We start from the raw sequence: 23,476 nt of genomic DNA, 5'->3' as shown, positions 1-23,476 counted from the left end.
AATCACTCTTTCTTTCCGTCTTTCATCCCGCATCGGCATAGAGGGTGTATGCGGTCCTGATTGCATCGACAAGTTTTCCGATTATCGGGATGAGGAGGAGTCTTTTTATCAGCCTGCTTTTCGCGAATCTGTCCCGGACTTTTTTGCGGTAGAGGGAGACGAGGCCATTGGAGAGAAAATATACCGGAACCAGGGTTATGATACCGACGATGAGTCCACCAAGGACAAGTGAATTGTCGAAACCGAAAAAAGCCAAAACCGGAACATTATCAAGAAAACCAAAAAAATCACGGATACCCGGAAGGTATCCTGTTATGAGTCCTACCCTGTTCAGCGGCCCATCGAGAAGCGGTGTGAGAAGCGAAAAAATCCCGGTGAAAATGAAAACAACGGCGAGATTGATTTTAAGGAAAAACAGGAAAAGAAAGATGGTGTACCAGAGGAGATGTGAAGAAGGAACGAGTGCGAGAAGAAAAGCACAGGCGATACCGCCTGAAATTTGGCCCGGTTTTGTGTTCGCATTAATTGCGATAAACAGTTTTGCAATTCCCTTTATAAACATGGCTTTCACCCTCCGGGTTGCATTGGTTACTAATAACTATACTTCAAATCAGCCTGCTGTCAAGAAAATATTCGGGGGGTCTGTGCATATTCGATACAGGTATGGTAGTATGAGCCCTTATGGTTATAAAATCGGTCGGAAAAACCGCAACACACAATATCATCTTTCATATTCTCGACGGAAGCCTTTTTTTAAGCGGAATGGTCTTTTTTGAGGTGTCGACGATCCTTGTTCTTTTCGTGAAACAGGTCTACGACAACCCTGTCGCCGTCGGTTTTATTCCGGCGCTTACCTTGTTCGGTTATAATCTGCCCGGTCTTGTATCCACCCAGATGGCAAAGGGGTTCAGGATCAGGAAACGGTTTATCATGGTTTCCGCTTTTTTTCAGCGATGCAGTCTGTTTTTGCTTGTTCTCAGTACCTTCTGGGTTCAGCAGGTGTCTCCGCCCGTTGCCGTCACATTGGTGCTTCTCGGTTATTTCTTTTTTTGTTTCTGCGGGGGTATCGGAACGCCAGCATGGCTTGATTTGCTGGCAAAAACACTCCCCGTCTCACACCGGGCCCGCACTTTTGCCATCAGAACCTTTATCGGAAGTGTCGCCGGAATGTGCCTTCCCCTGCTGATAAGCTACCTTTTTTCAGTTTTCATGTTTCCCGTCAATTACCGGTACTCCTTTTTAATGGGTTTTATTCTGATTTTCTTATCATATGTTGCATTTATGTTTGTGAAGGAAGAGAAGGAATCCCCCGTTCCTGAAAAGATACCTTTTCCCGCCTATTTGAAATCGCTTTTCAAGCATCTCAAAAATGATTCCAACCTGCGTAATTTTCTGGTTACTCGGCTTATTTTTGCCGTGACAACACTTGGGGCAGCTTTCTATACATCGTATGCCATGGATACCATTCCCGGAATCACCGCACAGACCGTTGTCTTCTATACTCTTTTTCTCAATAGCAGCAAAGCCGGTTCAAGTCTTGTTCTCGGCTATCTGGGAGACAGATTCGGGAACCTCATCGTTCTGAAAATCAACACGGTCATTACAACCGTCACATTGATTATTGCCGTTTTTATTCCGTCATATTATACTTTCTTCGTCATTTTTATATTCCTTGGCGTCACCCTCACTGCGAATTTAAATACCGGCCAGGTCTTTATCACCGAGTTCGGTGATGATAAAAACAGGATATTGTATTCGACGATAAATATCGCTATAACGGGAAGCTTCTCGGGGCTTGTCCCGATTCTCGGAGGACTGGTCCTCTCCCTTGGGCTTCTGCAGTACAAAGGGCTTTTTTTATGTGCAATCGTCTGCGGGCTTCTATCCATATACTTTTCCATGTGTGTGGTGAAAGATCCGCGGCATACGGTTGCCGGGCAATCCGCATCCGTCTTATAGGATTTTGTTGAAAAAAGATCGCCCATCACCTAAAGTATTAAATAAAGGTAAACACGTAATATCAGCCGGCAAAAGGAGAAGGATCATATGAAACCCCCGATATGCGTTATCTGTCACAAACGGTTCGATATCGATGAGGGAGGACTCGTATATTTCATGAAACGTCCCGCCGATATCGAATGGGAACATCGAATGAAGGAGACGGGCGGACACGGCCACCCGCCCTGCGCGGCATGGTTTTGCGGAAAGCATTATGAATCGGCGCGTACACGATCCCATCTCACGATCGATAAGGCGATCGCGGCGGTAAGAGAGGAAATGGGGGGTGTCTGAATGTTCAGTATAAACGGTTCACAGAATAATAAGCCGGCCTGTTTTTCCCTTTATTTGATACGCGTAACCGGTACGTCCACAGAATTCAGTGCAATCGAGAAAAATCCAATCGTCGTTAAGTCCGGTTAACAGTATTTTCCGTGCTCTATAAATTGAAATTCATGTAAATCCGATTGTATCATACTCATTAACATATTCGTCCTCCTGCATTGTATAACTCCTGGAAAAGTCGTGCCGTATTTATTTTTTTTTAATTGCGACGATATATAAGCCTTAAAGACGCTCAAGGAGGTGAATCTATACCGCGAAGCATACGGCAATATACCGGCATGCATATATAAGGCCGGTATAGGGAGGTATAGAATAATGGGTGTGAAGACTCATATAAAAAAAGGAGGATTGAAAAATGAATACCAACTATGTAATTCATCTCTTTATCATATTAATCGCCGGTTTTTCACTCCTGGCGTTTTCGATGTGTGAAGATTTTCAGGACCTGACAGGAGAGATTCATGATGACCACACTGCCGAATTACTCACGCCGCTTCCGGGAACTGAATTCGATAATGGCTGTTCTGATAAATCGGATGCGATTCAGTGGGACTTTGACTGGAGTGATGTTCCGGGTGCCGTCCGTTACCAACTCTGTATTTTGCATGAAGGATCGCAATACCTGCTCGTCGATGCCATTGTTACCGTTTCCGAATACTCCTACCGCGCCGCCGGTGCCTACATTACGGACGGGAACAGATCGAACTGGTCATGGATGGTGCGTGCAGGAACCCCATTTGCATGGGAAACATGGTCGGAAATTCATTATTTCGATGTTGAACCGCTTGATACCGATTGCCGGAGAATAAACGCGGAAAGGTGATACTCCAACTCTCATAATACTGCAGTTAATGTCTTTTTATATAAGAAAATATCAGTATGACACATAAAGCCGGCCTTTTATCGTATGCTGAACGGGATGGCGCATACTCTTTGCGAATTATCCGAATTCAAGTCCTCGAGATTTTTTAAGGTCGAGTCGTTTTTTATCGACGTTTCGTGGCTTAAACTAAGCTTCCTCTAATCGATAATTTCCAGACGTACCCTTTTTTCTTCTTTTGCTGCTGCTGCGTTGAGAATGATTCTCATGGCCCCGGCGATTCGTCCGTTCTTTCCGATTACTTTCCCGATGTCTTCCTTGGATACTCGTAATTCAATGATTTTTGACTTTTCTCCTTCCACAATAGTCACATTAACCTTGTCCGGACTGTCAACCAGCGATTTTGCCATGTATTCAACAAGATCTTTTTCAACCATAATACCTCACCTTTCTCTTACATAGTGTTGGAGTTAACCAAATTCTCTCTTCCCAGATAGCATCAATTGGTTGCACATTAAGATTATATTCGCAATGGCAGCCAAAGGCATCACCATTTTCCATATAAACGTATCCAGTTAATTTTGTTTTTTCCGAATACGCACCAATATTAGGATGCTATAATAAAATAGTCAAGGTTATAAAAGCAAAATATTTTTTTCATTTCCTGTCGATTTTTCATGGCTGACATTGATAAATTTTATTTTTCATAACGTATTGAATCCCGATTGTGCAATAAAACGGCTCCCTACGAATCGGATTCCGTTTCTTTATACTTTGTCGGGGTACTTCGAACACGAAATTACTCATTAGTTGTATACATAGCATAAATAAGGAACTTATTCGACGGCAAAACAGCGGATTTCCGGAGTATCGGCGTTTCGGGGGTTTTTTACGATATAGAGACGATTTCCAACGGAGGTTCTCCTTTGGAAGTGGGATTTTTTATTAATAATGCCGGAATTAATTGAAAAATAATGTTTATTCCGTGACTAATTAATGCAAAATACGAATTGTTTATAAGAAATCCGTATTATTATGCTTGACATAATAATTATGCTGCTATATATTATGAGCAATGTATCGTGAATACAGGTTGTTCTTTTAATCTGACATTCATGTTTTTATGCTATGCCTTGTAAGCCCGCTTCTTTAAGCATGATATTTTTGTTTTTGGTGAGTCTCTTAAATGAGTAATACCCTAACAGAAGATTAAATAGACACAAGAGTTTATCGTTGATAAACTACATATAAAATTATTCAGGAGAAATCCTGGAAAAAGGATGCGTTTTATGTCTAAAAAAATTTATGTCGGTAATATGAGTTATTCAACTACCGAAAGCGAACTCGAAGAATTGTTTTCCCAGTACGGGACGGTTATGAATGTCAATATCGTGACCGACCGGAATACAAATCGATCCAAGGGATTCGCATTTGTCGAAATGGAAGACAATGATTGTGCCGATACCGCTATTGCAAAGGTAAATAATACCGAATTCAATGGGCGCAATTTGAAAGTGAATGAAGCTCATCAGAGAAAGCCCAGAACAAATAATTATCGTTATTGAGAAAGCATTAGAGTGAAATGAGTCAGACGTTCAGGTCTGACTCATTTATTTTAAACATCATATCATTTCGCGTCCGTCCGAAATGACGGAATTCTGCCTTGTTACGATTGATACACGGACCTGTATCGTCATTTTCCCTGTTTCAGGTAATAATCGACAAGAATAGTGTCACCGTTATATCAAGTTCGAATTGGAATAATAATGTAAAATATACTTCCGGCGCCTTCTTTGCTCTCGACGGTAACACGGCCATCGTGGGCTTCAGCGATATGTTTGACAATCGAAAGCCCCAGCCCGGTACCGCCCATTTTCCTGCTGCGGGCCCTGTCGACGCGGTAGAATCGTTCAAACAGCCGCGGAAGGTGTTCTTCGGCGATGCCGCAACCATGGTCCTCGACCGAAATCAACGCTTCGCCTTCTTTCCGTTCAAGTGTAATGTTGATTTGCTTTCCGTTATTGCTGTATTTGATCGCATTATCGATAAGGTTGACGACAGCCTGCTCGATTAAATGCGCATTGATCCGGGCACGGATATTACGATTCATGATAAGATTGATGGAGATATTTTTTGCCGCGGCAGAGGACTCACATGTTTGTTTTGCCGAGATCAGTATTTCCCGAATACTCCATTCCTTGAACGAGATTCCTCCCCGGACCGCTTCCTGTTCGATTCTCGCGAGACTCATCAGATCCTCGACAATCGCGATGACCCGGTCTGTTTGTTTTGCGATGATGCTGAGGAAGTGTTTGAATTTCTCCTCGTCACGGGCGTTATGCGCCGCAAGCAGGGTTTCGACAAAACCCTTTATTGAGGTGAGGGGGGTTTTCAACTCATGGGAGACATTCACGGCAAACTCCTTGCGGACCTTTTCCAGTTTTCGCAGCCGTGTTATATCGTGAATGACGATGAGGGTGCCGAACCGGTTTCCCTGATCGTCGTTCAAAGCCGAACCATGGGTTTCGAGGGTTCGCTCCTCTTCTTCGTAAATGGTGATGAGTTTTTCGACCGGCAGACTGCTTTTTATCGCTTTTTGAATGAATTTGAGAAGGCTGTTCAATAATACGATTTCTTCGATTCTTTTCCCCTTTGCGCTTTTATAGGGAATCGAAAGCAGTAACGATGCGGCCCGGTTTATCGTGATGATCGTATTTTCCCTGTCGATTGCGACAATCCCCTCGATCATGGTCGCGAGAATCTGTTTTTCCTGTGACTGCTGCCGGATAATCGTTTCGATCCTCTCCTGAAGCTGGCTTGCCATGGTGTTCAGGGTATCCGCCAGACTCCCGATCTCGAGGTTCGAACGCACCGAGAGTTTCTCATTGAATCTCCCCCGGCTGAATCGTTCGGCGCCGCGCTTGAGTGCCTCAATAGGAAGACTGATATTTCGCGACAGCCATGCGGCAAGCACGGTCGCCGCGATAATACTTATGAGTCCCCCAAAAGCGATGGTCAGGAGCAGTGATGTAAACGCTTCATTCAACGATGTAATCGAAACGGCGGAGCGAAGAACCCCTGTTATACGGTTTTCATTGATAAGGGGAATTGCCACGTACATCATTTCCTGCTGCAGCGTATTGCTGTACCTGATATGGGTTCCGATTCCCCCATCCAAAGCTGCCCTGATTTCAGGCCTATCCGCGTGATTTTCCATGGCATCCGCGTTCTGTGCCGTATCACCGATGACCGTTCCGTTTTTAAGGATAATGGTGAGGCGGAAATCTCCTCTTTCACCAACGGTTTTACAAAGTTCTTCCGCTTTCCGGGGCGAATCCTCAGTAAACGGGAACAGGGAATCGAGTATCTGGTTTTCGATAAGGTATGTGTTGCGTTTGAGTTCGAGGGCGGTCTGTCTGAAAAAGAAATCCCTGAATGTGGTCGTGGCATAGAGTGTAATGATACCGATGGTGATAATGATGACATAGATAAAATAACGGTATACCTGCCGGAAAAGCCGCCTTTTTTTCATGCTTTATTCCCTGAATCTGTATCCTATTCCCCTGACGGTTTCAATATAGTCCCCGCACGTTCCGAGTTTTTTCCTCAGCCCGAAAATAAGAACGTCGACGGAACGATCGGTGACATTGTAATCATACCCTCGTACCGCTTCCACGAGCTGATAACGGGTATACACCCATCCCGGGTGGCGTGCAAGGTGATGGAGGATCCTGAACTCGGTAAGGGTGAGTTCGACGGGATTGCCCTTCACGGTCGATTTATGGCGTTTCGGGTCGATGGTGAGATCGTGGATTGAGACGGGGATCTCCGAATCATCTTCAGCAGCATCGCTTCGTTTTTTCCGCCGCAGAACGGCTTTTACCCGAGCGCAGAGTACCTGTATACTGAACGGTTTCGTAATATAGTCGTCCGCACCCGCTTCAAGCCCCCTCACAATGTCGTCCTCTTCACCCCGTGCCGTGACAATGATTATGGGAATGGAACCGGCTACCGTTTCCTTTTTAAGCTGTTCGCACATGGTGAGGCCGTCGATACCCGGAAGCATGAGATCGAGCAGAATAAGCGCGGGTTTTTTTTCTCCTATGGAAATAAGCGCCTTTTCCCCGCTTGAAACGCCGATCACCCTATACCCCTCGTTTTTCAGGTTAAACGAGATAAGCTCCCTTATATCCTCATCATCTTCGACAATCAGAATATCTTCCTTTTTCATGCCGTCAACCCCGTTTATAATAAATTAAAAAGATCCGTCTTTCCTTTTCCCCGTGCACATATAGATAATCTCTTCGCAGATATTGGTAATATGATCGGCAAGCCGTTCGAGAAATTTGGCGACGAGGAGAAGTGAACTCACCAGCCGGAGATGGTTCGGTTCTTCTTTCATATCGATGATCAATTCCCTGAATACATTCAGGTAAAGGCTGTCAACCATTTCATCCCTCTTTTTAACGCTTTCGGCTTTCGCCACATCCATATCCGCGTACGCCTGAAGCGCTGTTTTCAGCATGGCAATACAGTGTTCTGTCATTATAGGGATATCTTTGGGAACTTCAAGAGGTTCTTCGCTGAGATGAACCGCGGTTTTTGCCATATGCGCCGCATAATCACCGATCCGTTCGAGGTCCCTCACCGTTTTAAGCGAGGAGATGATAAACCGCAGATCACCCGCAACCGGCTGTTCCGTGGCGATGAGGAGGACACAGGTCCTTTCGATATCGAGTTCCTGCTGGTTGATATGCTCGTCGTTTTTTATCACTTCAAGGCCCATATTTCTGTCTTTTTTCATTAATGCGTGAAGCGCCCTGGCGATCGATTCCTCCGTCAGGGTTCCCATCGAAAGAACGTCTATTTTGAGTTCTTCGAGTTTTTCGTCAAAATGATGCCGTATTTTCATATGGTTTCTCCCTTCGGCTAACCGAAACGTCCGCAAATATAGTCTTCCGTCCGTTTGTCTTTGGGGTTGAAAAAGATATCTCTGGCCTTCCCCATTTCTATCATTACGCCGTTTAAAAAAAACGCGGTAACATCCGAGATCCGTCCCGCCTGCTGCATATTATGGGTGACGATGATAATCGTATAGTTCCGCTTGAGTGTTTCAATGAGATCCTCGATCTTCGCGGTCGATATGGGGTCGAGTGCGGAGGTCGGTTCGTCCATCAAAATGACGTCCGGTTCGACCGCGAGTACCCTCGCGATACAGAGCCGCTGCTGCTGTCCCCCCGAAAGACCGAGACCGCTTTCATCGAGCCTCCCGTCGACTTCATCCCAAAGCGCTGCGCGCCGGATGCTCCGTTCGACAATGTCGTCGAGCCTGCTCTTTTTCCTGATTCCGTGAACACGCGGCCCGTATGCGACGTTATCGTACACACTCATGGGAAAGGGGTTCGGTTTCTGGAAGACCATCCCGATACGTTTTCTCAGTTCGATCACATTGAAGTCCCTGTATATATCGGTATTGTCATAAAGGACCGTTCCCTCGATCCTTACCGAGGATATGAGATCGTTCATGCGGTTGAGGGTTCTTAAAAAGGTCGATTTGCCGCAGCCCGAAGGCCCGATGAGGGCGGTCACCTTGTTCGGTGCGACATCCATTGTCACATCGACGAGGGCCTGTTTGTCTCCGTAAAACAGATTGAGTGATTGAGTCTGTATTTTGTATGTCGACTGTTCGGCTTTACGGCCGTTACCGTCCGAAATGTCCGTTTCATCCGCTTTCTTCACGTGCAGGGTATGCAGCCGAAAGTCGGTTTTTGTTCCATTTTCCTGTTCCATATTGTATCACCTCTTTTTCAATAAACTCATACGCCCGATCAATGTCGTTGTCGCGATATTGACAAGGAGAATGATGACGATCAGGATGAGGGCCGTCGCGAACGCTCGTTCAAACGATATCCCCTCTTTGGCCAGGATATAAAGATGAAGGGAAAGGACCCTCCCGGAAGAAAAGATATCCTGAAATAGCCCGGGCCTGCTTCCCAGGGTGAAAAGGACGGCCGCCGTTTCTCCCACGGTCCTTCCGATGGCAAGGATAATGCCGGTCAGGATTCCGGGGATCGCCGTGGGCAAAACCACCCCGTGTACCGTCTGCCAGAGGGTCGCTCCCAGTGCGAGGCTTTCCTCCCTGTATGATTTCGGAACGGCCTTGAAAGCCTCCTCCGATGTACGGATGATCGTGGGAAGAATCATGATGGTAATCGTAAGGGTGCCCGAAAGCAATCCCATTCCCATTTTGCAGACGATGACAAAGACAATATAGCCGAACAGGCCGAAAATGATGGAAGGAATTCCCGCGAGTGTTTCGGTGAAAAAACGGAGGATCGCGACGATTTTCCCCTGTTTTGAATATTCGGTAAGATATAAAGCCGCTCCGACCCCGATTGGTGCCGCGATAAAAAGGGTGAGGAGGATGAGAATCATGGTATTGATGATGATGGAGGCGATACCGCCCGCTTTTCCCGCTTTTTCCGGATCTTCGAGAAGAAAATGAATGCTTATATTCTGTTTGATCTCGCGCCGTTCGACCTTGATGATCCGGGGACGGAGGTCGTCTTTTACAAGAAGATAGGGGCTGACGCCGACCGCACCCGGATGTTCGCCGACGGCCGCCGTCATTTCCACTAACGAAGAAACCCGCCGCACCGCCGGTCCCGCTTCGTTCCCATCGAGGACGGTCTCCGTGAATTGCCTGCCGGTCACGGTGCCGGAGGAAAAACAAACGGGGACGATGGGGAGGTCGATGCCGCCGACTTCCTTCCAGTTCCTCACCTTTGATCTGTATATGCGCCGCACATCTTCTTCCGTAAGCGAGGTGAGTTTCATGTTGTTCCTGATCGCGAATACATCTTCATTGGCGAAGAGGGAAAGGGTCCGTATTTTTACGGTTTTGACTCCCCGGGTGTTTTTTATCGATCGCAGGCCGCTGGAATTCAGATATCCGATACCCCCCCGTGTCGATGAAACCATCCGTATCATCTGCTCATCGGATTCGACGAAAACCGTAGAACGGACGTAGGAGCCGTCGGCGCCGATGACGGCGTCCCTGAACGCCACTCCCAGCGGCAGTGAAGGATTATAGGAAAAAGGCCTTACCTTGAGTCCCTGTTCGGAGACCAGCCAGAATCGCTCTTCACCACGGTAATAATCGATTATGTCTTTTATTGTAAGTTCTTTTATCCGGATATCCGGATGAACGATAACGACAATTATTGAGTTGGCGTTTTCATCAAGGGCCGACTCGGCAATGGCTTTCCCGATAAAGGGATATTCCGTTCTGGTATCGGAAACAAGGCCTTTGTAAAAAATATAGCCCAAAATCCAGAATAAAAAACCGATCGTGATTCCGGCTGAAATCCAGACAACCCCCTTCCATACCTTTTCATAAAAGAGTGACCGCTTTGTGTGAGAAGAAATATTATCCATACCTATTCTTCCTGTATCCTGCTTTTCCGTGTGATGGCATAGATGATGATGTTGAGTGTCATGATAAAAAGGAACAGGACGATTCCCGTTGTAAAAAGCGCAGTCCGGTGATCGCCCGTCGCGTAACTCATGTCGGTGACAATGTTCATCGTCAGGGTCCGTACCATCGAGGTCAACCCTTCCGGCATGATGGGTGCGTTCCCCGCAACCATAAGCACTGCCATTGTTTCTCCGATCGCCCTGCCTGTTCCCAGAACGATCGAGGCGATGATCCCGGATTTTGCCGAAGGGAGGATCACCCGAACGATCGTCTGCCAGTGTGTGGCCCCCGTCGCGAGCGACCCCGCCCGGTATTCCTCCGGAACCGAACGGATCGAAATTTCGGATATCGTGATGATTGTCGGGAGTATCATGATCGCGAGAATGATCGAACCCGAAAGGACGCTGTATCCCGTACCCCCGAAGATTTCCCTCACCAGGCCGCAGATGATCACCACCCCGAACAGCCCGTAGACGACGGAAGGGATACCGGCGAGGATTTCGACCGCCCTCCGGAGTAATTGTGCCGGCTTGCCCTTCGCGAACTCTGAAAGAAAAACGGCGCAAAACAGCCCGATCGGGACCGCGATGAGAAGGGCGATAACGGTGACGTAAAACGATCCGACAATAAAAGCAAGAATACCGAATCCAGGGTTTGTTTCATCGGCGGGTTTCCAGTAGGTGCTTGTAAGAAACTCGACCGGCGATACTTTCGTAAAAAGGGGCAGTCCGCTTTGAAATATAAACAGTGTAATGAGAACAACGGCAAGCACCGAGACGCACGCGCACAAGAGAAGCAGAATTTTAATAATCAATTCATATATAGCCCGATAGTCTTGTTTCATGATCGTTCCTGATTCAAGCTATGTATGAAATATTAGGAAAATGTTAGCAAACCGTTAGGAAATTGTTCGGGTTGCCTTTGCCGGTCAATCATAATACAAAATCTCTCGGAAAAGAATGTATCCGGCCGGATATGTCCGGGAAGCGTCATTCAAGACGGAGGTCAGAAGAAAAGAGAAAAAAACCTGGAATTCATTTGCCGGGAGCGTATAGAATAATGAGGCGATAATTAATGAAAAATCGCGGACGGTTCAATAATTATTCCTGCGCCGTTTCGGCCGCAATCGTCCACCGGCGACGAAGCCGGAAAGACATGGTTGACAATAGATAAGGAGGAAACAATGGCTGTCACGTATAAAAGACTCGGAAAACACGGCGTTCTGGTCAGTTCGCTCTGCCTCGGAACGATGAACTTCGGCTGGCATACTACGGAGGAAGAGAGTTTCAGGATCATGGACAGGGCACTCGATCTGGGCATCAACTTTTTCGATACGGCGGATGTCTACGGATGGGAGGTCGACCACGGCCACACGGAAGAAATTATCGGCAGATGGCTGGGCAGGGGCGGGGGACGGAGGAACTCTATAGTTCTGGCCACCAAAGTCTACAATCCCGCAAATAAAAAGTCCGAACGCTACGAACCGAATCACTCGGAGAGAAATCTTTCCGCCTTGAAAATAGCCCGGCATTGCGAGGCGAGCCTTAAGCGGCTTAACACCGACGTCATCGACCTTTACCAGATGCATCACATCGACCGTGACTGCCCGTGGGACGAGACCTGGAACGCCTTCGACAAGCTTCAGACGCAGGGGAAAATAATATATGCGGGTTCAAGTAATTTCGCCGGATGGCAGATAGCAACCGCCTGTCAGGAAGCGTCGCGTCGCGGGTTGACCGGTCCTGTCAGTGAACAGAGCAAATACAACCTGAACTGCCGTATGGTGGAACTCGAGGTGATTCCGGCCTGCTCCGCTTACGGACTCGGCTTTATTCCCTACAGCCCTGTCGACGGCGGCATGCTCGCGGGTTTTCTTGACAAGATCGGGAAAGGAAGAAGGTCGGGCGAATGGATAACCGACCGTATTGCATCCGAAAAAGAGAAGATCAAAAAGTATGAGGACTTCTGCAAGACGCTGGGTCACCCGCCGGCGGAAGTCGCACTCGCGTGGCTTCTGCACCAACCGGGAGTCACCTCTCCGATCATCGGTCCGAGGACGATTGAACACCTTGAAACCGCGGTCCGGGCGACTGAAATCCCGCTCGATGAATCCGCATTAAAAGTCCTCGATGAAATCTTCCCGGGACCTGGGGGCCGGGCGCCCGAAGCCTACGCATGGTAACAGAGACCTGCATACGGCAATCGATGCGGCTGCCGGTAACGGAATTACTTTTTCAAAAACTCTCCGATTCTGAAGCAGGCCTCCTTGAGATTCTCGAACGATGAGGCGTAAGAAATCCTGATATACTCCCCGCCTTCCGAACTGAATGCCGTTCCCGGAACGACCGCGACTTTTTTTTCCATGAGGAGTTTTCTGGCAAACTCGGGAGAACTCATTCCGGATACACCGATGTTCGTGTACGTATAAAAAGCACCTTGCGGCATGCCGGTCGATAGTCCCATCTCGTTCAGTTTGTGAACGATGAAATTTCGCCGCCGCCTATATTCCTTTTTCATTGCGAGCATCTGTTCTTCCCCGCTTCGCAGGGCTTCGATAGCGGCGAACTGTCCCATGATCGGGGCGCAAAGAATCGTGTATTGATGTATTTTGTTCGCCATTGAAACGATTTCCGGCGGTCCCGCTATGTAGCCGATTCTCCAACCCGTCATGGCAAATCCTTTTGAAAAACCATTCAGATAGATCGTCCGGGATTTCATTCCGGGAAAGGTGATGAGCGGGGTATGATCGAAATCGTAAGTGAGACAATCGTATATTTCATCGGAGATGACGAGAAGATCATAGGCTTCGGCAATACGGACAAACTCGGCGAGTTCGTCTTTTGTATATGAAGCGCCGGTCGGATTACACGGATAATTGATGATGACCGCCCGTATCCCCGATTTGCAGGCGGCTTCAAGATCGTTCGGATCAAGACGGAACCGGTGTTCCTCCCTGCACGGTAATTCGATCACCTCTCCCCCCGCCATAATAACGCACGGTGAATAGGAAACGTATGAAGGCTTGACCACCGCCACCTTGTCGCCCGGATTGAGAAGGGCGCGGAAAACAATATCCATTGCTTCACTTACCCCCACGGTCACAAGCACTTCGTTTTCAGGGTCATATGACACACCGGTGTCTTTGTTGATTTTTTCTGAAATATGTTTTCGTAATTCCAGCATGCCCTTGTTCGAGGTATAGCTGGTATATCCGTTTTCCAAACTGAAAATTGCGGATTCGATGATATGCCAGGGAGTCGGGAAATCCGGTTCACCGACTCCCAGCGAGACGACATCGTCCATGGTCAAAACCAGATCGAAAAATTCACGGATGCCGGAAGGCGGCAGGTCCGCGATCGTTTTCGATACCGTATATGCCGGTTGTTTCATTATTATCTCCTCCCGTTAAGCCGATATCGGCGGCCGTTTGTCCGCCTTCACTTCCGTTACCAGAATATCTCCATCGTCCTTGTACCGTTTGAGAAGGAAATGAGTGACGGTTCCACGGATATGTTCCATAGGTGAAAGCTTTTCGGAAACGAAACCTGAAACCGTTCTCAAATCAGGTCCCCTGACCGTGACAAGAAGATCGTAACCGCCTGAAAGGAGAAAACACGAGATCACCTCGGGGAAACGGTAAATCCGTTCCGCGATCGCATCAAACCCTTTATCTTTCTGGGGGGTGACCTTAACTTCGATAAGGGCGGTCACCTCTTCCTTCTCTTCGGCTATAATCTCTCTATTGATGACGGTCTTGTACTTGACGATCACACCCTTTTTCTCATATGCCGATATTTTTTCCCGGACTTCCTTTTCACTCATGTCGAGTTGAACGGCGATCTCCTTTGGATTCATTTTTGCGTTCGTTTCAAGAATTTCAAGAATTTCATCCATATTTTTCTCCTTATTTTCACGGCAGGCATTATCGAAGAATACTCAATAGAATAATCCTCATCACACGCACCCTCGATATGTCCGACATGTTTTTCATTGAGGTCGCAAACACACTTTGAAGCGTGATACCCGGTATCACCATACGTTTTGCCGTTCCTTCAATTGCCGTGGCGCCTCAATTGACAAATTTATAGAAGGATTATAACATGAACAAGGCAAAAATATGAAAATAATGTGGGATGTTACGATTTTTTGCCGAAACGGGATGTCAAATGAGTGGCCGGAGGTTGCTGTGACTGCATTGAATACGCTTATGACGGGTATCGCCGATTTCGCCCGGGATAAAATGCCGAAAGATATTCTCCACGGCTGGCCGCATATTCAGCGCGTTCTCGCCTACGCACGCATGGTCAACGCGGAAATGCATGCCCGCTGGGATATCATAGAATGTTCGGTATTGTTTCATGATGCGGGACACAGCATACGGAGAAAGGACCATAACATGATCAGTGCAGAGATCGCATCGGATTACCTCGATGCGAAGAAAATCGATCGGACAACCATATCCCTCGTGAGGGAATGCATCGTCGCCCATTCACGCCAGTTTTCCGAGACATTGCCGGAGTCCCCGGAGGCAAAAGTGGTCTACGATGCGGACGGTATGGATCTCTTTGGTCCTATCGGTCTTTTGCGGGCACTTCTTTCGTGCGGACTCGAAGGAAAGGGCTTCCCGTGTATCCTGGAAAAATTACAGTGGCGGTCGGGTCAAAAGAATAATTTTTACAGTACGATTGCAGCCGGATTTGCGCATAAAAACTCAGCCGTCATTGAATCATATTACCGCGGGCTTGAGGAACAGCTTCGTCTGTTTGAACACGACGATTGAATCCGGGATCAGCCCGTGTCTGTCTGTAATAAAAAATTCGACCTCCGTCCCCGATCTTTGGACCCCCGAACCCTCATTCGATCAGATATCCCTTGCCGAACACCCGGAAAAGCTGGCCGGAAAGGTGATCTCCATCATAAGATGTTCCTTTTTTCATGCGGATCGGGGTGTTGAGTATAACCAAGTCATCACCGTTTTTTTCACAGAAAATATCGGGCTTGAGGAGGTTCATTTTCGCTTTGACATTGCCTTTGAGGTAATCCCGGTGGATGTATTCGATCGTTCCGTCTTTTTGCACATCGACGACCATGCCGACATGGGTGAGGGGGTCGTTCCGTTTTCCGTCACCGTTTTTATCATAGGTATTGTCCCAGAAGACGATGTCCCCCGTTTGGGGGATGTCCGTTTTATAAAGCAGGTCTTTGGATCTGAGTATCTTGTAGAGCCTGGCAACACCATTGCCGGTGTAACGATCGAAATCGGCGGCAAGATCGATACCCGCGTAGAAATAGATCGCCCGTACCGTTCCCGAACAGTCGGCTTCAAAATGCCTGCCGCCTACGATCATATTGTTTTTCCCCAATACATACTCTGCCCCTTCGAGAAGCTTTGTTTGAAGCTTTGTCTGTACCGATGTTATCACCGGACCGGCTTTACCCATCATTCTATCCGTCCAGGCTGAAGGCGGCTTCATACCCGATCCGACTGCGTTATATATTTCGGAGACGTGAAGACAGGAGCATAAGAACGGTATGGCAATCGATACGACATATATGAGTTTTATTGTTTGCTTCCGACAGTGCCTGAATCTGTTCACATTGGATCCTCTCATAGTATCTATATCGACACTATATCACGGATGAATGACATTTACCGATATGTGCATTTGTCCGTAGCATATTCCGGCAATGAAATCCGGCTTCCTGCCTGATTTTCTATGTTGCGGAAATATAAATACAATACCTGCGATTAATATCATTTTAATTTTTCTATATTAATTGCCGATAGTATATTAACATCTATGGAAAAGGAACGAAGAAAACACGCCAGGCAAAAATCAAGTCTTATTATCGATTATCAGAAAATAACCGATGATGGGGATGTCTTCGGGAAACGGGCCTCCGCGATTAATGTGTCGAAGGAAGGGATCTGTCTCTATACACCTTACCGGGAACCGGATAAGGAAATTCTTCTCCTTCGGTTTCCTTATATCGAAAAAGAGGGTGCCTCGTTTATCGCGGCAAAGGTATTATATTCGATACAGGCGCCTGTGACGGGGTTTTATCATGGTCTCTTTGTATTTCCCGCTTTTCGTAATACGTTCAGTTATTTTCAGAATTTGGACAGGGTTTCGGAGGATTGTTCTCTTGAGTTAATCGACGATGAAAAGCTGTTTCTGGCACAAATAAGCGGAAAAAGCAATGACCTCACTCCCGCTATACTCGGTATCACCCAGTTTTTCAGGGATCTCCACATCAAGGTCAATGGGCGAATATCCTCGGAGGAGGAATTGCAGGCATATCTGGTGGAGGAACTTAAAAAAAGAACCAAACATGATCGATAAATCATCGTACGACAGAATCAATGTTACCCTTCCACCGCATCTTAATGAATGGCTTCTTCAGTTTTCACTTGAAATCAAGAAGGCAGGCGGGTATAAACTTCCAAAAACACTTATCATACGTTCGTTCATTCGGGCGATAAAAGAATCCGGTTTGTCGATAAATCTCAAGAATATCCGCGATGACCGGAAAAAAGGGATCGCGGACAAGGTATCGTCAATCGAAATCGAGAATCTTCTTGTCTCCCGGATTCTCGCGGCCATACGGGAATACGGCACCTCCAAATAGGATCAAGGAAAGACTTTCCCCGACAAGAATACAACAGAGAAAAAAAGACTATTACGATTTGCACAAATCGCCAAATCATGATATAATTCACCGCATGTTATAAAAAAAGGAAGGTTTCTTTCCGATGAAAAGTTATAAACCTCTCAAAGCGATCGCCTACAATACAAGCAGTTATGCGCTTCATCCGGTTCTTCATTGCATAAAGGAAAAGCATCCGGAAATCAGATTGTATGAAACAGATTCAAAAGAAACACTCGTCACTTTTATTCTCAACGACCCCCCCGATTTTCTCATCCTCTACCATAATGAACCGCGCTTCGACGCTATCGCTTTCATCGCCGAACTCCGCAATGAAGATATATCTATTCCCTTCATGCTGGTCGTTCCGGATCACAATGAAGAGATTTTCCGGAAAGCGATTGACCTCGGCTGCTTTGATTGTCTTCAAAAAAATGAAAGCTTTGATACCGTCAACAGGTCCCTCTCACTCTGTAAGCACCGGCTTTTGCGATGGAAACAGAAAGAAACAGAACACGACAATACCTTCCTTATAAAGAAATTCGATGAACTCACCGGGGTTTTTAACAGGAGGGAGTTTATCAAACACCTGTCACACGGGGAGCATAAATCGATTCTCCTTCTCAATATCGATGATTTCGGGCTTATCAACAGTACGTACGGTCTCGAGGTAGGGGATTATATCCTTAAACACACCGCTTCTCTTCTCAAGGGTGTGCGGCCGGATAATGCTTTTCTTTACAGGATTGCGGGCGATGAGTTTGTTATTTTACTGGAAGAACCGCAGGAGCATCAGGATATCATCCTTGCCGATCATATTCTGGGCCTTTTTCAGGAAAAATCCTTTCTCTATAAAAATCTCGAACTCAAACTGAGTTTGACCATCGGTATTGCGCGAGGTAATGACGAGATGATCCTCCGTAATGCCGATATCGCGCTCAGGCGTGCCCGTGAAATCGGAAAGAACAGGTACAGCGAATATTATCATGATGCCGATCTCGAAGAAAAACAGAAGGAGAACCTCGGATGGGCATCGAGAATCAGATGCGCGATCGAACAGAACAGACTCGTCCCCTATTTCCAGCCGATTATAAACAATCAAAACGGCAAGATAGAAAAGTATGAATGCCTGGCGCGTATGATCGACAACAACATGGTTATCCCCCCCGCGCATTTTCTGGAACCGGCGAAAAAGGCGGGTCTTCTTTCGTATCTGACGAAAAACATGATTGTTAAAAGCTTCGATATTTTTCAACATAATAGCTTTGATTTTTCGATCAATATCTCCGACATCGACCTCAAAAACCACTATCTCGTTCAGTTTATCAGCGATAATATCACCGCCTACCGCATCAAACCGTGCCGCCTCATCATCGAACTTTCAGAGAAAATACAGTCGAAGCTGGACAACAAGGATATTCAACAGATAAACGAACTGAAAGATATCGGTATAAAAATCGCGTTCGATGATTTCGGCACCGGGCATTCGAATTTCTCTCGGCTTCTGGATTTTAATCCGGATTTCATAAAAATTGACGGGAGTTTTATCCGTTATCTGGATAAAAACGGTAAAAGTTTCAAGATATCGTACACAATTTCCCAGTTCGGTAAAAGTATCGATACGGAGGTCATCGCAGAATACGTCCACTGTAAAGAGGTGTTCGACAAGGTTAAAGAATTGGGTATTCCCTATTCACAGGGGTATTACTTCGGCAGACCGAGTGAATCGATCCCCCGCTGAATTACCAGAGGATCGGTATTATCGTCATTTTAGTCTTGAGTATATGTGATTCCCAGCAATACAGCATGAGTCTTCCGATCCTGTGGGCCGCGTATTCTTTCAATAGATCCTGTAACTGCTGAAAAAGGACGGGGCTTCCCAGGGTCCATATGAGTGTGTACGGAGAAACGATTCCCCTCACGACTCTCCATGCCCGTGAACCCAAACGATAAAGCCGGTAGTATTTATATGCGTCTTTCGCCCCTTTGAAGCCGGCTTTTACCGCCTCATGAGAGACGAGTGAGGTAAGGGTAATCGCGAAATCCCCGGATATTTTATCGAGAAGAAGCCTTATCCCCGGCGTCGTCAATACCTTGTGGAGAATCAGGACACTCGCCATATAGCCGGTCGCGATCAATTCCTCGAGCCGCAGATATTGAAACGGTTCATTCGTTCCCGGAACATAAACGCCGGCAATTTCCCGGTAAAGCCTGAGGAGTTTGAGTTTATCGTTTTCTCTGTTCCGGTAGAATGGATTCTGCTTTTGATATGCTTTTTTAAATGACGAGGCGATCCGGCGGAGAATCGTCTTCGTTGTGCCGAACGGATTCTCTTTGATTTCCTCAACCGACGCATCCCGCGTAATCCCGAATTCCGTAAGAAGTTCGCGATAAAGACGCGACGCCGCGGGATAACGGCTGCTTTTTTCCCGCCACAAAGACGGCTTGATCATTTCCTCTATCCGGGAATTCAGTTCACCGAGTTTTTTTTTCGGGATGCTTTTGATTCGTTTACTGATATGGGTGTTTTTTTTTCCATAGAGATAGATCGCGTAATAGCCGGCTTTCATGAGGATGAGTGCGTAGAAAAAACGGAAAAAGGATTCGAAAAAAACACTGATGACGATTGAACGGGCGACATACCAGATGAGTGTGGGTATACCGAGGATCGGGATAAGTGCGGCGCGTATCAGTTTACCGATGACGCGCGTGCGCCTCAGACGGTCGATAAAAGGAATCGAAAAAACAAGTTCATAAAATTTCTTCAGATTCCATACGCGGTAGAACCAGATAATCCGTATATTTTTGATGAGTTTGAACCACATCGCGTCGCCGAATTCCCGGTAGAGATCGGAAAACGCGAGAAGGGAGCATTCCATGAGCCGTACGATACTGAATGAAAATGTAAGTTTTTCCCGGTCCGCCTCGGGATTGTATGTATTTTTGATGCTGATTAATATGGCCTTGATGTCCTCCACGAGGAGGGGTTTGAAAATAAAATGCGCCCGAAGGCGTTGAAACGCGAGTTTTTGTATCGCTTCGATTGCTGACCGGTCGTCACTCGTTTCCCAGCCCCTATAGAGTTTTTTCAGGTAGGCCGGAAGAAATTTCCTCCTTACAAAAAAAAGAACGATACGACCGACGATGAACCGCATAATCAGGGGAATGATGAAAAGGGGAAGAACGAATATGAGGAGAATCCGGATAACCGGATTCAGCAATAAGTCCGGCATGATGTAACAACACTTTATCGCATATTCGCGTATATTTCAAGATACCGGTGTGATAATCCGCGGCGCGCTGCGAATAAAGGAAAAGCGGAGAAGCGTATGGCGTCCGGTATCTCCTCTTTTTTCCCGATTCATTACGATTTCAACGGCAACCCTCAGAAACGACGTCGAACGGTTTACATTCACCGGATTTTTCTCTATACTTCGTTGCATGGGAAGCTATATTCTCGCACTCGATCAGGGAACGACAAGTTCCCGTGCCATCGTGTTCGATACCGGAGCGGCGGTTGTTTCAATCGCCCAGATCCCCTTCAAACAGATCTATCCCAAACCGGGCTGGGTCGAACACGATCCCATGGAAATTCTCAGCACTCAGATCGATGCGGCGAGGGGAGCCCTCGAAAAAGCGAAGATAGATCCGTCCTGCGTCGCTGCAATCGGGATTACCAACCAGCGTGAAACGACAATTGTCTGGGATAAAAGAAGCGGCAGGCCCGTTTATAACGCGATCGTCTGGCAATGCCGGAGAACAACGGATATATGCAGAACGTTTATTGAATCGGGTCAGGAACCGGTCGTCAGGGAAAAAACCGGGCTTCTCATCGATCCTTATTTTTCGGGGACGAAGCTTCTCTGGCTTCTCGGGAATATAGACGGTCTCCAAAAAAAAGCGGAAAAGGGGGAACTCCTTTTCGGGACCGTGGATTCATGGCTGGTTTTCAATTTAACGGGTAAACATCTGACCGACCCTTCCAACGCGAGCAGAACACTTCTTTTCAATATAAAGGAAGGGAACTGGGATAAAGAACTCTGTCGCGAATGGAACATACCGGGACAAATGCTGCCTGAGGTCATGAGGTCTTCGGGTGTTTTCGGTATGACGAAAAAGGAGATATTCGGAAAAGAGATCCCGATCTCCGGAATAGCGGGCGACCAGCAGGCGGCACTGTTCGGGCAAGGGTGCTTTCGACCCGGGAACGCGAAAAACACCTACGGAACAGGCTGCTTCTGTCTGATGCCGACCGGCCGCACGCCGGTTGAGTCAAAGAACAAACTGCTGACCACCGTCGCCTGGGACAGGGGAGAAGGACTCGAGTATGCACTCGAGGGTTCGATATTTATCGCGGGCGCCGTCGTCCAATGGCTCAGGGACAATATGGGGTTTTTCGGGAATGCCGCCGAGACGGAAGCACTCGCTTCGGGAATCCCCGATACCGGCGGTGTTTACTTTGTCCCCGCGTTTGTCGGTATGGGTACTCCGTACTGGGATCCGGATGTGCGGGGAACCATCGTCGGCCTCACTCGCGGAACCGAACGGGCGCACATCGTCCGGGCCGCACTCGAAAGCATCGCCTTTCAATCAAAGGAACTTTTCGATGCCATGGAAAGGGATACCGGAACATCGCTTTCAGTTTTACGGGTCGACGGCGGGGCGGCAAAAAACGATTTTCTCATGCAATTCCAGGCCGATATTACAGGCATTCCGGTGGAACGCCCCAAAATAACCGAGACGACCGCCCTCGGCGCTGCCTTTCTGGCGGGTTTAGCGGTCGGGTACTGGCGTACGGTCGGGGAGATCGCTTCAACATGGCAATGCGAAAAACGCTTTTCCCCCCTCATGGATGATTCGGAAAGATCATTTCAGATGAAATCATGGAAAAAAGCCGTTGAAGCGGCGCGATGCTTTGTGCCGTGAGTGCGGCCGAGCTTTTCCCGGTTTTTCGGCAATGCCGGCTTCTCAAAAACCCTCCCCATCCTTCGTTCATTGGTTGATGAAGAGGAGTACCTTTCCGCTGCCGAAAACCGTTCCGTAATGTCATAAACACACGCTTTCTCGAGATCGACTCCCGGCCTTTACCGCCTGTGCAGAAGGGGCGTGCGGGTAGAAAGAAAAAAACGGTACTAACACAATCCTCATATTTTGTTAACCCAATATTCATATAACAGAGATATTTTACTTATAACCATAACAGTATGAAAGCATTGTTATCTGGTACCATGTATACTTTTTCAGGAGGTATAAAATGAAAAAATCGGTTGCATTATGTATCGTACTCGTATCGGTGGGTTCCCTTATATGGGCCATGGGGGGGGGAGAAAAAAATTATAATTTCGGCGGTTCGACGACCGTTCTTCCCATCTTCGAATCCGCCATCGAAGAGTTTCAGAAATCCCACAGCGGGATAACGATCAGTTACGAAGGCCAGGGTTCTTCTGTCGGGATATCCGGCGTTCTTGAAGGAATCTATTCACTCGGGGGATCGTCGAGAGAACTGAAAGATGAGGAAAAAAACAAAGGGGCTGTGGGAACAGCGATCGCCCTCGACGGCATCGCAGTCGTCGTCAATTCAGATGTACCCATGGATAATTTTTCCCTCAAAACGATCGCCGAAATTTTTTCAGGTAAAATTACGAACTGGTCCGAATGCGGTGGACCGAATGCCGGCATCGTAGTCATCAACAGGGATGAAGCCTCGGGAACGCGCGCCACCTTTAAGGAACTTGTTCTTGAAAAGGTACTCGGAAAAGAAAACGCGAATTTTCTTACCGCCGCGATCGTTACGGAATCAAATGGTGATTTGGTGCAAAAGACGGGAACGACACCCTGTGCAATCGGCTATTGCGGTTTCGGTTATATCGACGCGGCCAGAAACGCGGGCGCAAAGGTCGTTTTGGTCGAAGGAGTCGACGCGACCGTCAACAACGTCCTCAGCGGCACGTACATGATTTCTCGAAAGCTTTATGCGGTTTCGAAGGGAATGCCCAAAGCCGGGACGATCGAAAAGGTTTTCCTGGATTTTCTTCTGTCACCCGAAGGCCAGGCGATCGTCAAGGATGAAAAGTTCATCCCCCTGCCGTGACGGCCGGTTCAATGACATGAGAATACGATCTCCAAATGGATGCCGCTTTTTTGGAGGTGTTTGTTTATCGCAGAAAAGCCGTCCCGGCCGGGGGCGG

The 23,476-nt window shown here is 47.3% G+C and carries 23 protein-coding genes; 11 read left to right on the top strand and 12 right to left on the bottom strand.

Features of this window, described 5'->3' with window-relative positions; all coding sequences use genetic code 11:
* Positions 1-22: 22 nt before the first annotated feature.
* A complete protein-coding gene (locus tag JW881_06265; protein MBN1697098.1) occupies positions 23-562 on the bottom strand; it encodes a TIGR03546 family protein in 540 nt (179 codons plus the stop codon).
* A 119-nt stretch (positions 563-681) separates the two neighbouring features.
* Here JW881_06265 and JW881_06260 point away from each other — a divergent pair, with 119 nt between their 5' ends.
* From JW881_06260 to JW881_06250, 3 genes are all read left to right on the top strand, one after another.
* The gene (locus JW881_06260) at positions 682-1,959 is read left to right on the top strand and encodes an MFS transporter (protein ID MBN1697097.1); all 1,278 of its coding nucleotides are present in this window, start codon (positions 682-684) and stop codon (positions 1,957-1,959) included.
* Between the two features lie 87 nt (positions 1,960-2,046).
* Positions 2,047-2,292 carry a hypothetical protein gene (locus tag JW881_06255; protein MBN1697096.1) on the top strand — a complete coding sequence of 82 codons (246 nt, stop codon included), beginning with the start codon at positions 2,047-2,049 and terminating at the stop codon, positions 2,290-2,292.
* A 406-nt stretch (positions 2,293-2,698) separates the two neighbouring features.
* Positions 2,699-3,166, top strand: coding sequence for a hypothetical protein (locus JW881_06250; GenBank protein MBN1697095.1), 468 nt, complete (start codon positions 2,699-2,701; stop codon positions 3,164-3,166).
* 197 nt (positions 3,167-3,363) lie between these two features.
* On the opposite strand, the gene JW881_06245 is transcribed toward JW881_06250, so the two are convergent.
* Positions 3,364-3,600 (bottom strand): KH domain-containing protein, encoded by a 237-nt coding sequence (locus JW881_06245; GenBank protein MBN1697094.1) that lies wholly within the window; start codon positions 3,598-3,600, stop codon positions 3,364-3,366.
* A gap of 852 nt (positions 3,601-4,452) precedes the next feature.
* Here JW881_06245 and JW881_06240 point away from each other — a divergent pair.
* On the top strand, positions 4,453-4,728 hold the full coding sequence (locus JW881_06240; protein ID MBN1697093.1) for an RNA-binding protein: 276 nt from the start codon (positions 4,453-4,455) through the stop codon (positions 4,726-4,728).
* 179 nt (positions 4,729-4,907) lie between these two features.
* Here the strand turns inward: JW881_06240 and JW881_06235 are convergent, their stop codons facing one another.
* From JW881_06235 to pstC, 6 genes are read right to left on the bottom strand one after another with little or no spacing between them, the layout of a single operon-like run.
* Positions 4,908-6,695, bottom strand: a complete 1,788-nt coding sequence (locus tag JW881_06235; protein MBN1697092.1) for a HAMP domain-containing protein — start codon at positions 6,693-6,695, stop codon at positions 4,908-4,910.
* A 3-nt stretch (positions 6,696-6,698) separates the two neighbouring features.
* Positions 6,699-7,394, bottom strand: coding sequence for a response regulator (locus JW881_06230; GenBank protein ID MBN1697091.1), 696 nt, complete (start codon positions 7,392-7,394; stop codon positions 6,699-6,701).
* Between the two features lie 24 nt (positions 7,395-7,418).
* A complete protein-coding gene (gene phoU, locus JW881_06225; GenBank protein MBN1697090.1) occupies positions 7,419-8,075 on the bottom strand; it encodes a phosphate signaling complex protein PhoU in 657 nt (218 codons plus the stop codon).
* 17 nt (positions 8,076-8,092) lie between these two features.
* Complete coding sequence (locus tag JW881_06220; protein MBN1697089.1) at positions 8,093-8,953, bottom strand: phosphate ABC transporter ATP-binding protein; 861 nt, start codon at positions 8,951-8,953, stop codon at positions 8,093-8,095.
* A 6-nt stretch (positions 8,954-8,959) separates the two neighbouring features.
* On the bottom strand, positions 8,960-10,600 hold the full coding sequence (pstA, locus tag JW881_06215) for a phosphate ABC transporter permease PstA (protein MBN1697088.1): 1,641 nt from the start codon (positions 10,598-10,600) through the stop codon (positions 8,960-8,962).
* Between the two features lie 2 nt (positions 10,601-10,602).
* Positions 10,603-11,484 carry a phosphate ABC transporter permease subunit PstC gene (gene pstC / locus JW881_06210; GenBank protein MBN1697087.1) on the bottom strand — a complete coding sequence of 294 codons (882 nt, stop codon included), beginning with the start codon at positions 11,482-11,484 and terminating at the stop codon, positions 10,603-10,605.
* Between the two features lie 339 nt (positions 11,485-11,823).
* On the opposite strand from pstC, the gene JW881_06205 reads away from it, so the two are divergent.
* On the top strand, positions 11,824-12,822 hold the full coding sequence (locus JW881_06205) for an aldo/keto reductase (protein ID MBN1697086.1): 999 nt from the start codon (positions 11,824-11,826) through the stop codon (positions 12,820-12,822).
* 44 nt (positions 12,823-12,866) lie between these two features.
* On the opposite strand, the gene JW881_06200 is transcribed toward JW881_06205, so the two are convergent.
* Positions 12,867-14,030, bottom strand: a complete 1,164-nt coding sequence (locus JW881_06200) for an aminotransferase class I/II-fold pyridoxal phosphate-dependent enzyme (protein MBN1697085.1) — start codon at positions 14,028-14,030, stop codon at positions 12,867-12,869.
* A gap of 15 nt (positions 14,031-14,045) precedes the next feature.
* Positions 14,046-14,534, bottom strand: coding sequence for an Lrp/AsnC family transcriptional regulator (locus JW881_06195; GenBank protein ID MBN1697084.1), 489 nt, complete (start codon positions 14,532-14,534; stop codon positions 14,046-14,048).
* 292 nt (positions 14,535-14,826) lie between these two features.
* Here JW881_06195 and JW881_06190 point away from each other — a divergent pair, with 292 nt between their 5' ends.
* The gene (locus tag JW881_06190; protein MBN1697083.1) at positions 14,827-15,420 is read left to right on the top strand and encodes an HD domain-containing protein; all 594 of its coding nucleotides are present in this window, start codon (positions 14,827-14,829) and stop codon (positions 15,418-15,420) included.
* Between the two features lie 73 nt (positions 15,421-15,493).
* Here JW881_06190 and JW881_06185 read toward each other — a convergent pair whose 3' ends face one another.
* The gene (locus tag JW881_06185) at positions 15,494-16,081 is read right to left on the bottom strand and encodes a C40 family peptidase (protein ID MBN1697082.1); all 588 of its coding nucleotides are present in this window, start codon (positions 16,079-16,081) and stop codon (positions 15,494-15,496) included.
* A 360-nt stretch (positions 16,082-16,441) separates the two neighbouring features.
* Between JW881_06185 and JW881_06180 the strand changes: the two genes are divergently transcribed.
* The 3 genes from JW881_06180 (at position 16,442) to JW881_06170 (ending at position 19,029) form a co-directional block, all read left to right on the top strand.
* The gene (locus JW881_06180) at positions 16,442-16,984 is read left to right on the top strand and encodes a hypothetical protein (protein ID MBN1697081.1); all 543 of its coding nucleotides are present in this window, start codon (positions 16,442-16,444) and stop codon (positions 16,982-16,984) included.
* A complete protein-coding gene (locus JW881_06175) occupies positions 16,974-17,270 on the top strand; it encodes a hypothetical protein (GenBank protein ID MBN1697080.1) in 297 nt (98 codons plus the stop codon). Before JW881_06180 ends, JW881_06175 begins: the two co-directional genes overlap by 11 nt.
* A 124-nt stretch (positions 17,271-17,394) precedes the next feature.
* On the top strand, positions 17,395-19,029 hold the full coding sequence (locus JW881_06170; protein ID MBN1697079.1) for a GGDEF domain-containing response regulator: 1,635 nt from the start codon (positions 17,395-17,397) through the stop codon (positions 19,027-19,029).
* A 1-nt stretch (position 19,030) separates the two neighbouring features.
* Here the strand turns inward: JW881_06170 and JW881_06165 are convergent, their stop codons facing one another.
* Entirely contained in the window at positions 19,031-20,521 is a 1,491-nt protein-coding gene (locus tag JW881_06165) for a hypothetical protein (GenBank protein MBN1697078.1), read from the bottom strand.
* A gap of 208 nt (positions 20,522-20,729) precedes the next feature.
* Here JW881_06165 and glpK point away from each other — a divergent pair, with 208 nt between their 5' ends.
* Both glpK and JW881_06155 read left to right on the top strand, forming a co-directional pair.
* Positions 20,730-22,214, top strand: a complete 1,485-nt coding sequence (gene glpK, locus JW881_06160; GenBank protein ID MBN1697077.1) for a glycerol kinase GlpK — start codon at positions 20,730-20,732, stop codon at positions 22,212-22,214.
* Positions 22,215-22,542: 328 nt separating this feature from the next.
* Positions 22,543-23,379, top strand: coding sequence for a phosphate ABC transporter substrate-binding protein (locus JW881_06155; protein ID MBN1697076.1), 837 nt, complete (start codon positions 22,543-22,545; stop codon positions 23,377-23,379).
* Positions 23,380-23,476 lie beyond the last annotated feature (97 nt).

It is taken from the genome of Spirochaetales bacterium (genome assembly GCA_016930085.1).
GTDB lineage: Bacteria > Spirochaetota > Spirochaetia > SZUA-6 > JAFGRV01 > JAFGHO01.
Note: the sequence above shows the minus strand (reverse complement) of the source record. Positions and strands in the feature narration are given on the sequence as shown.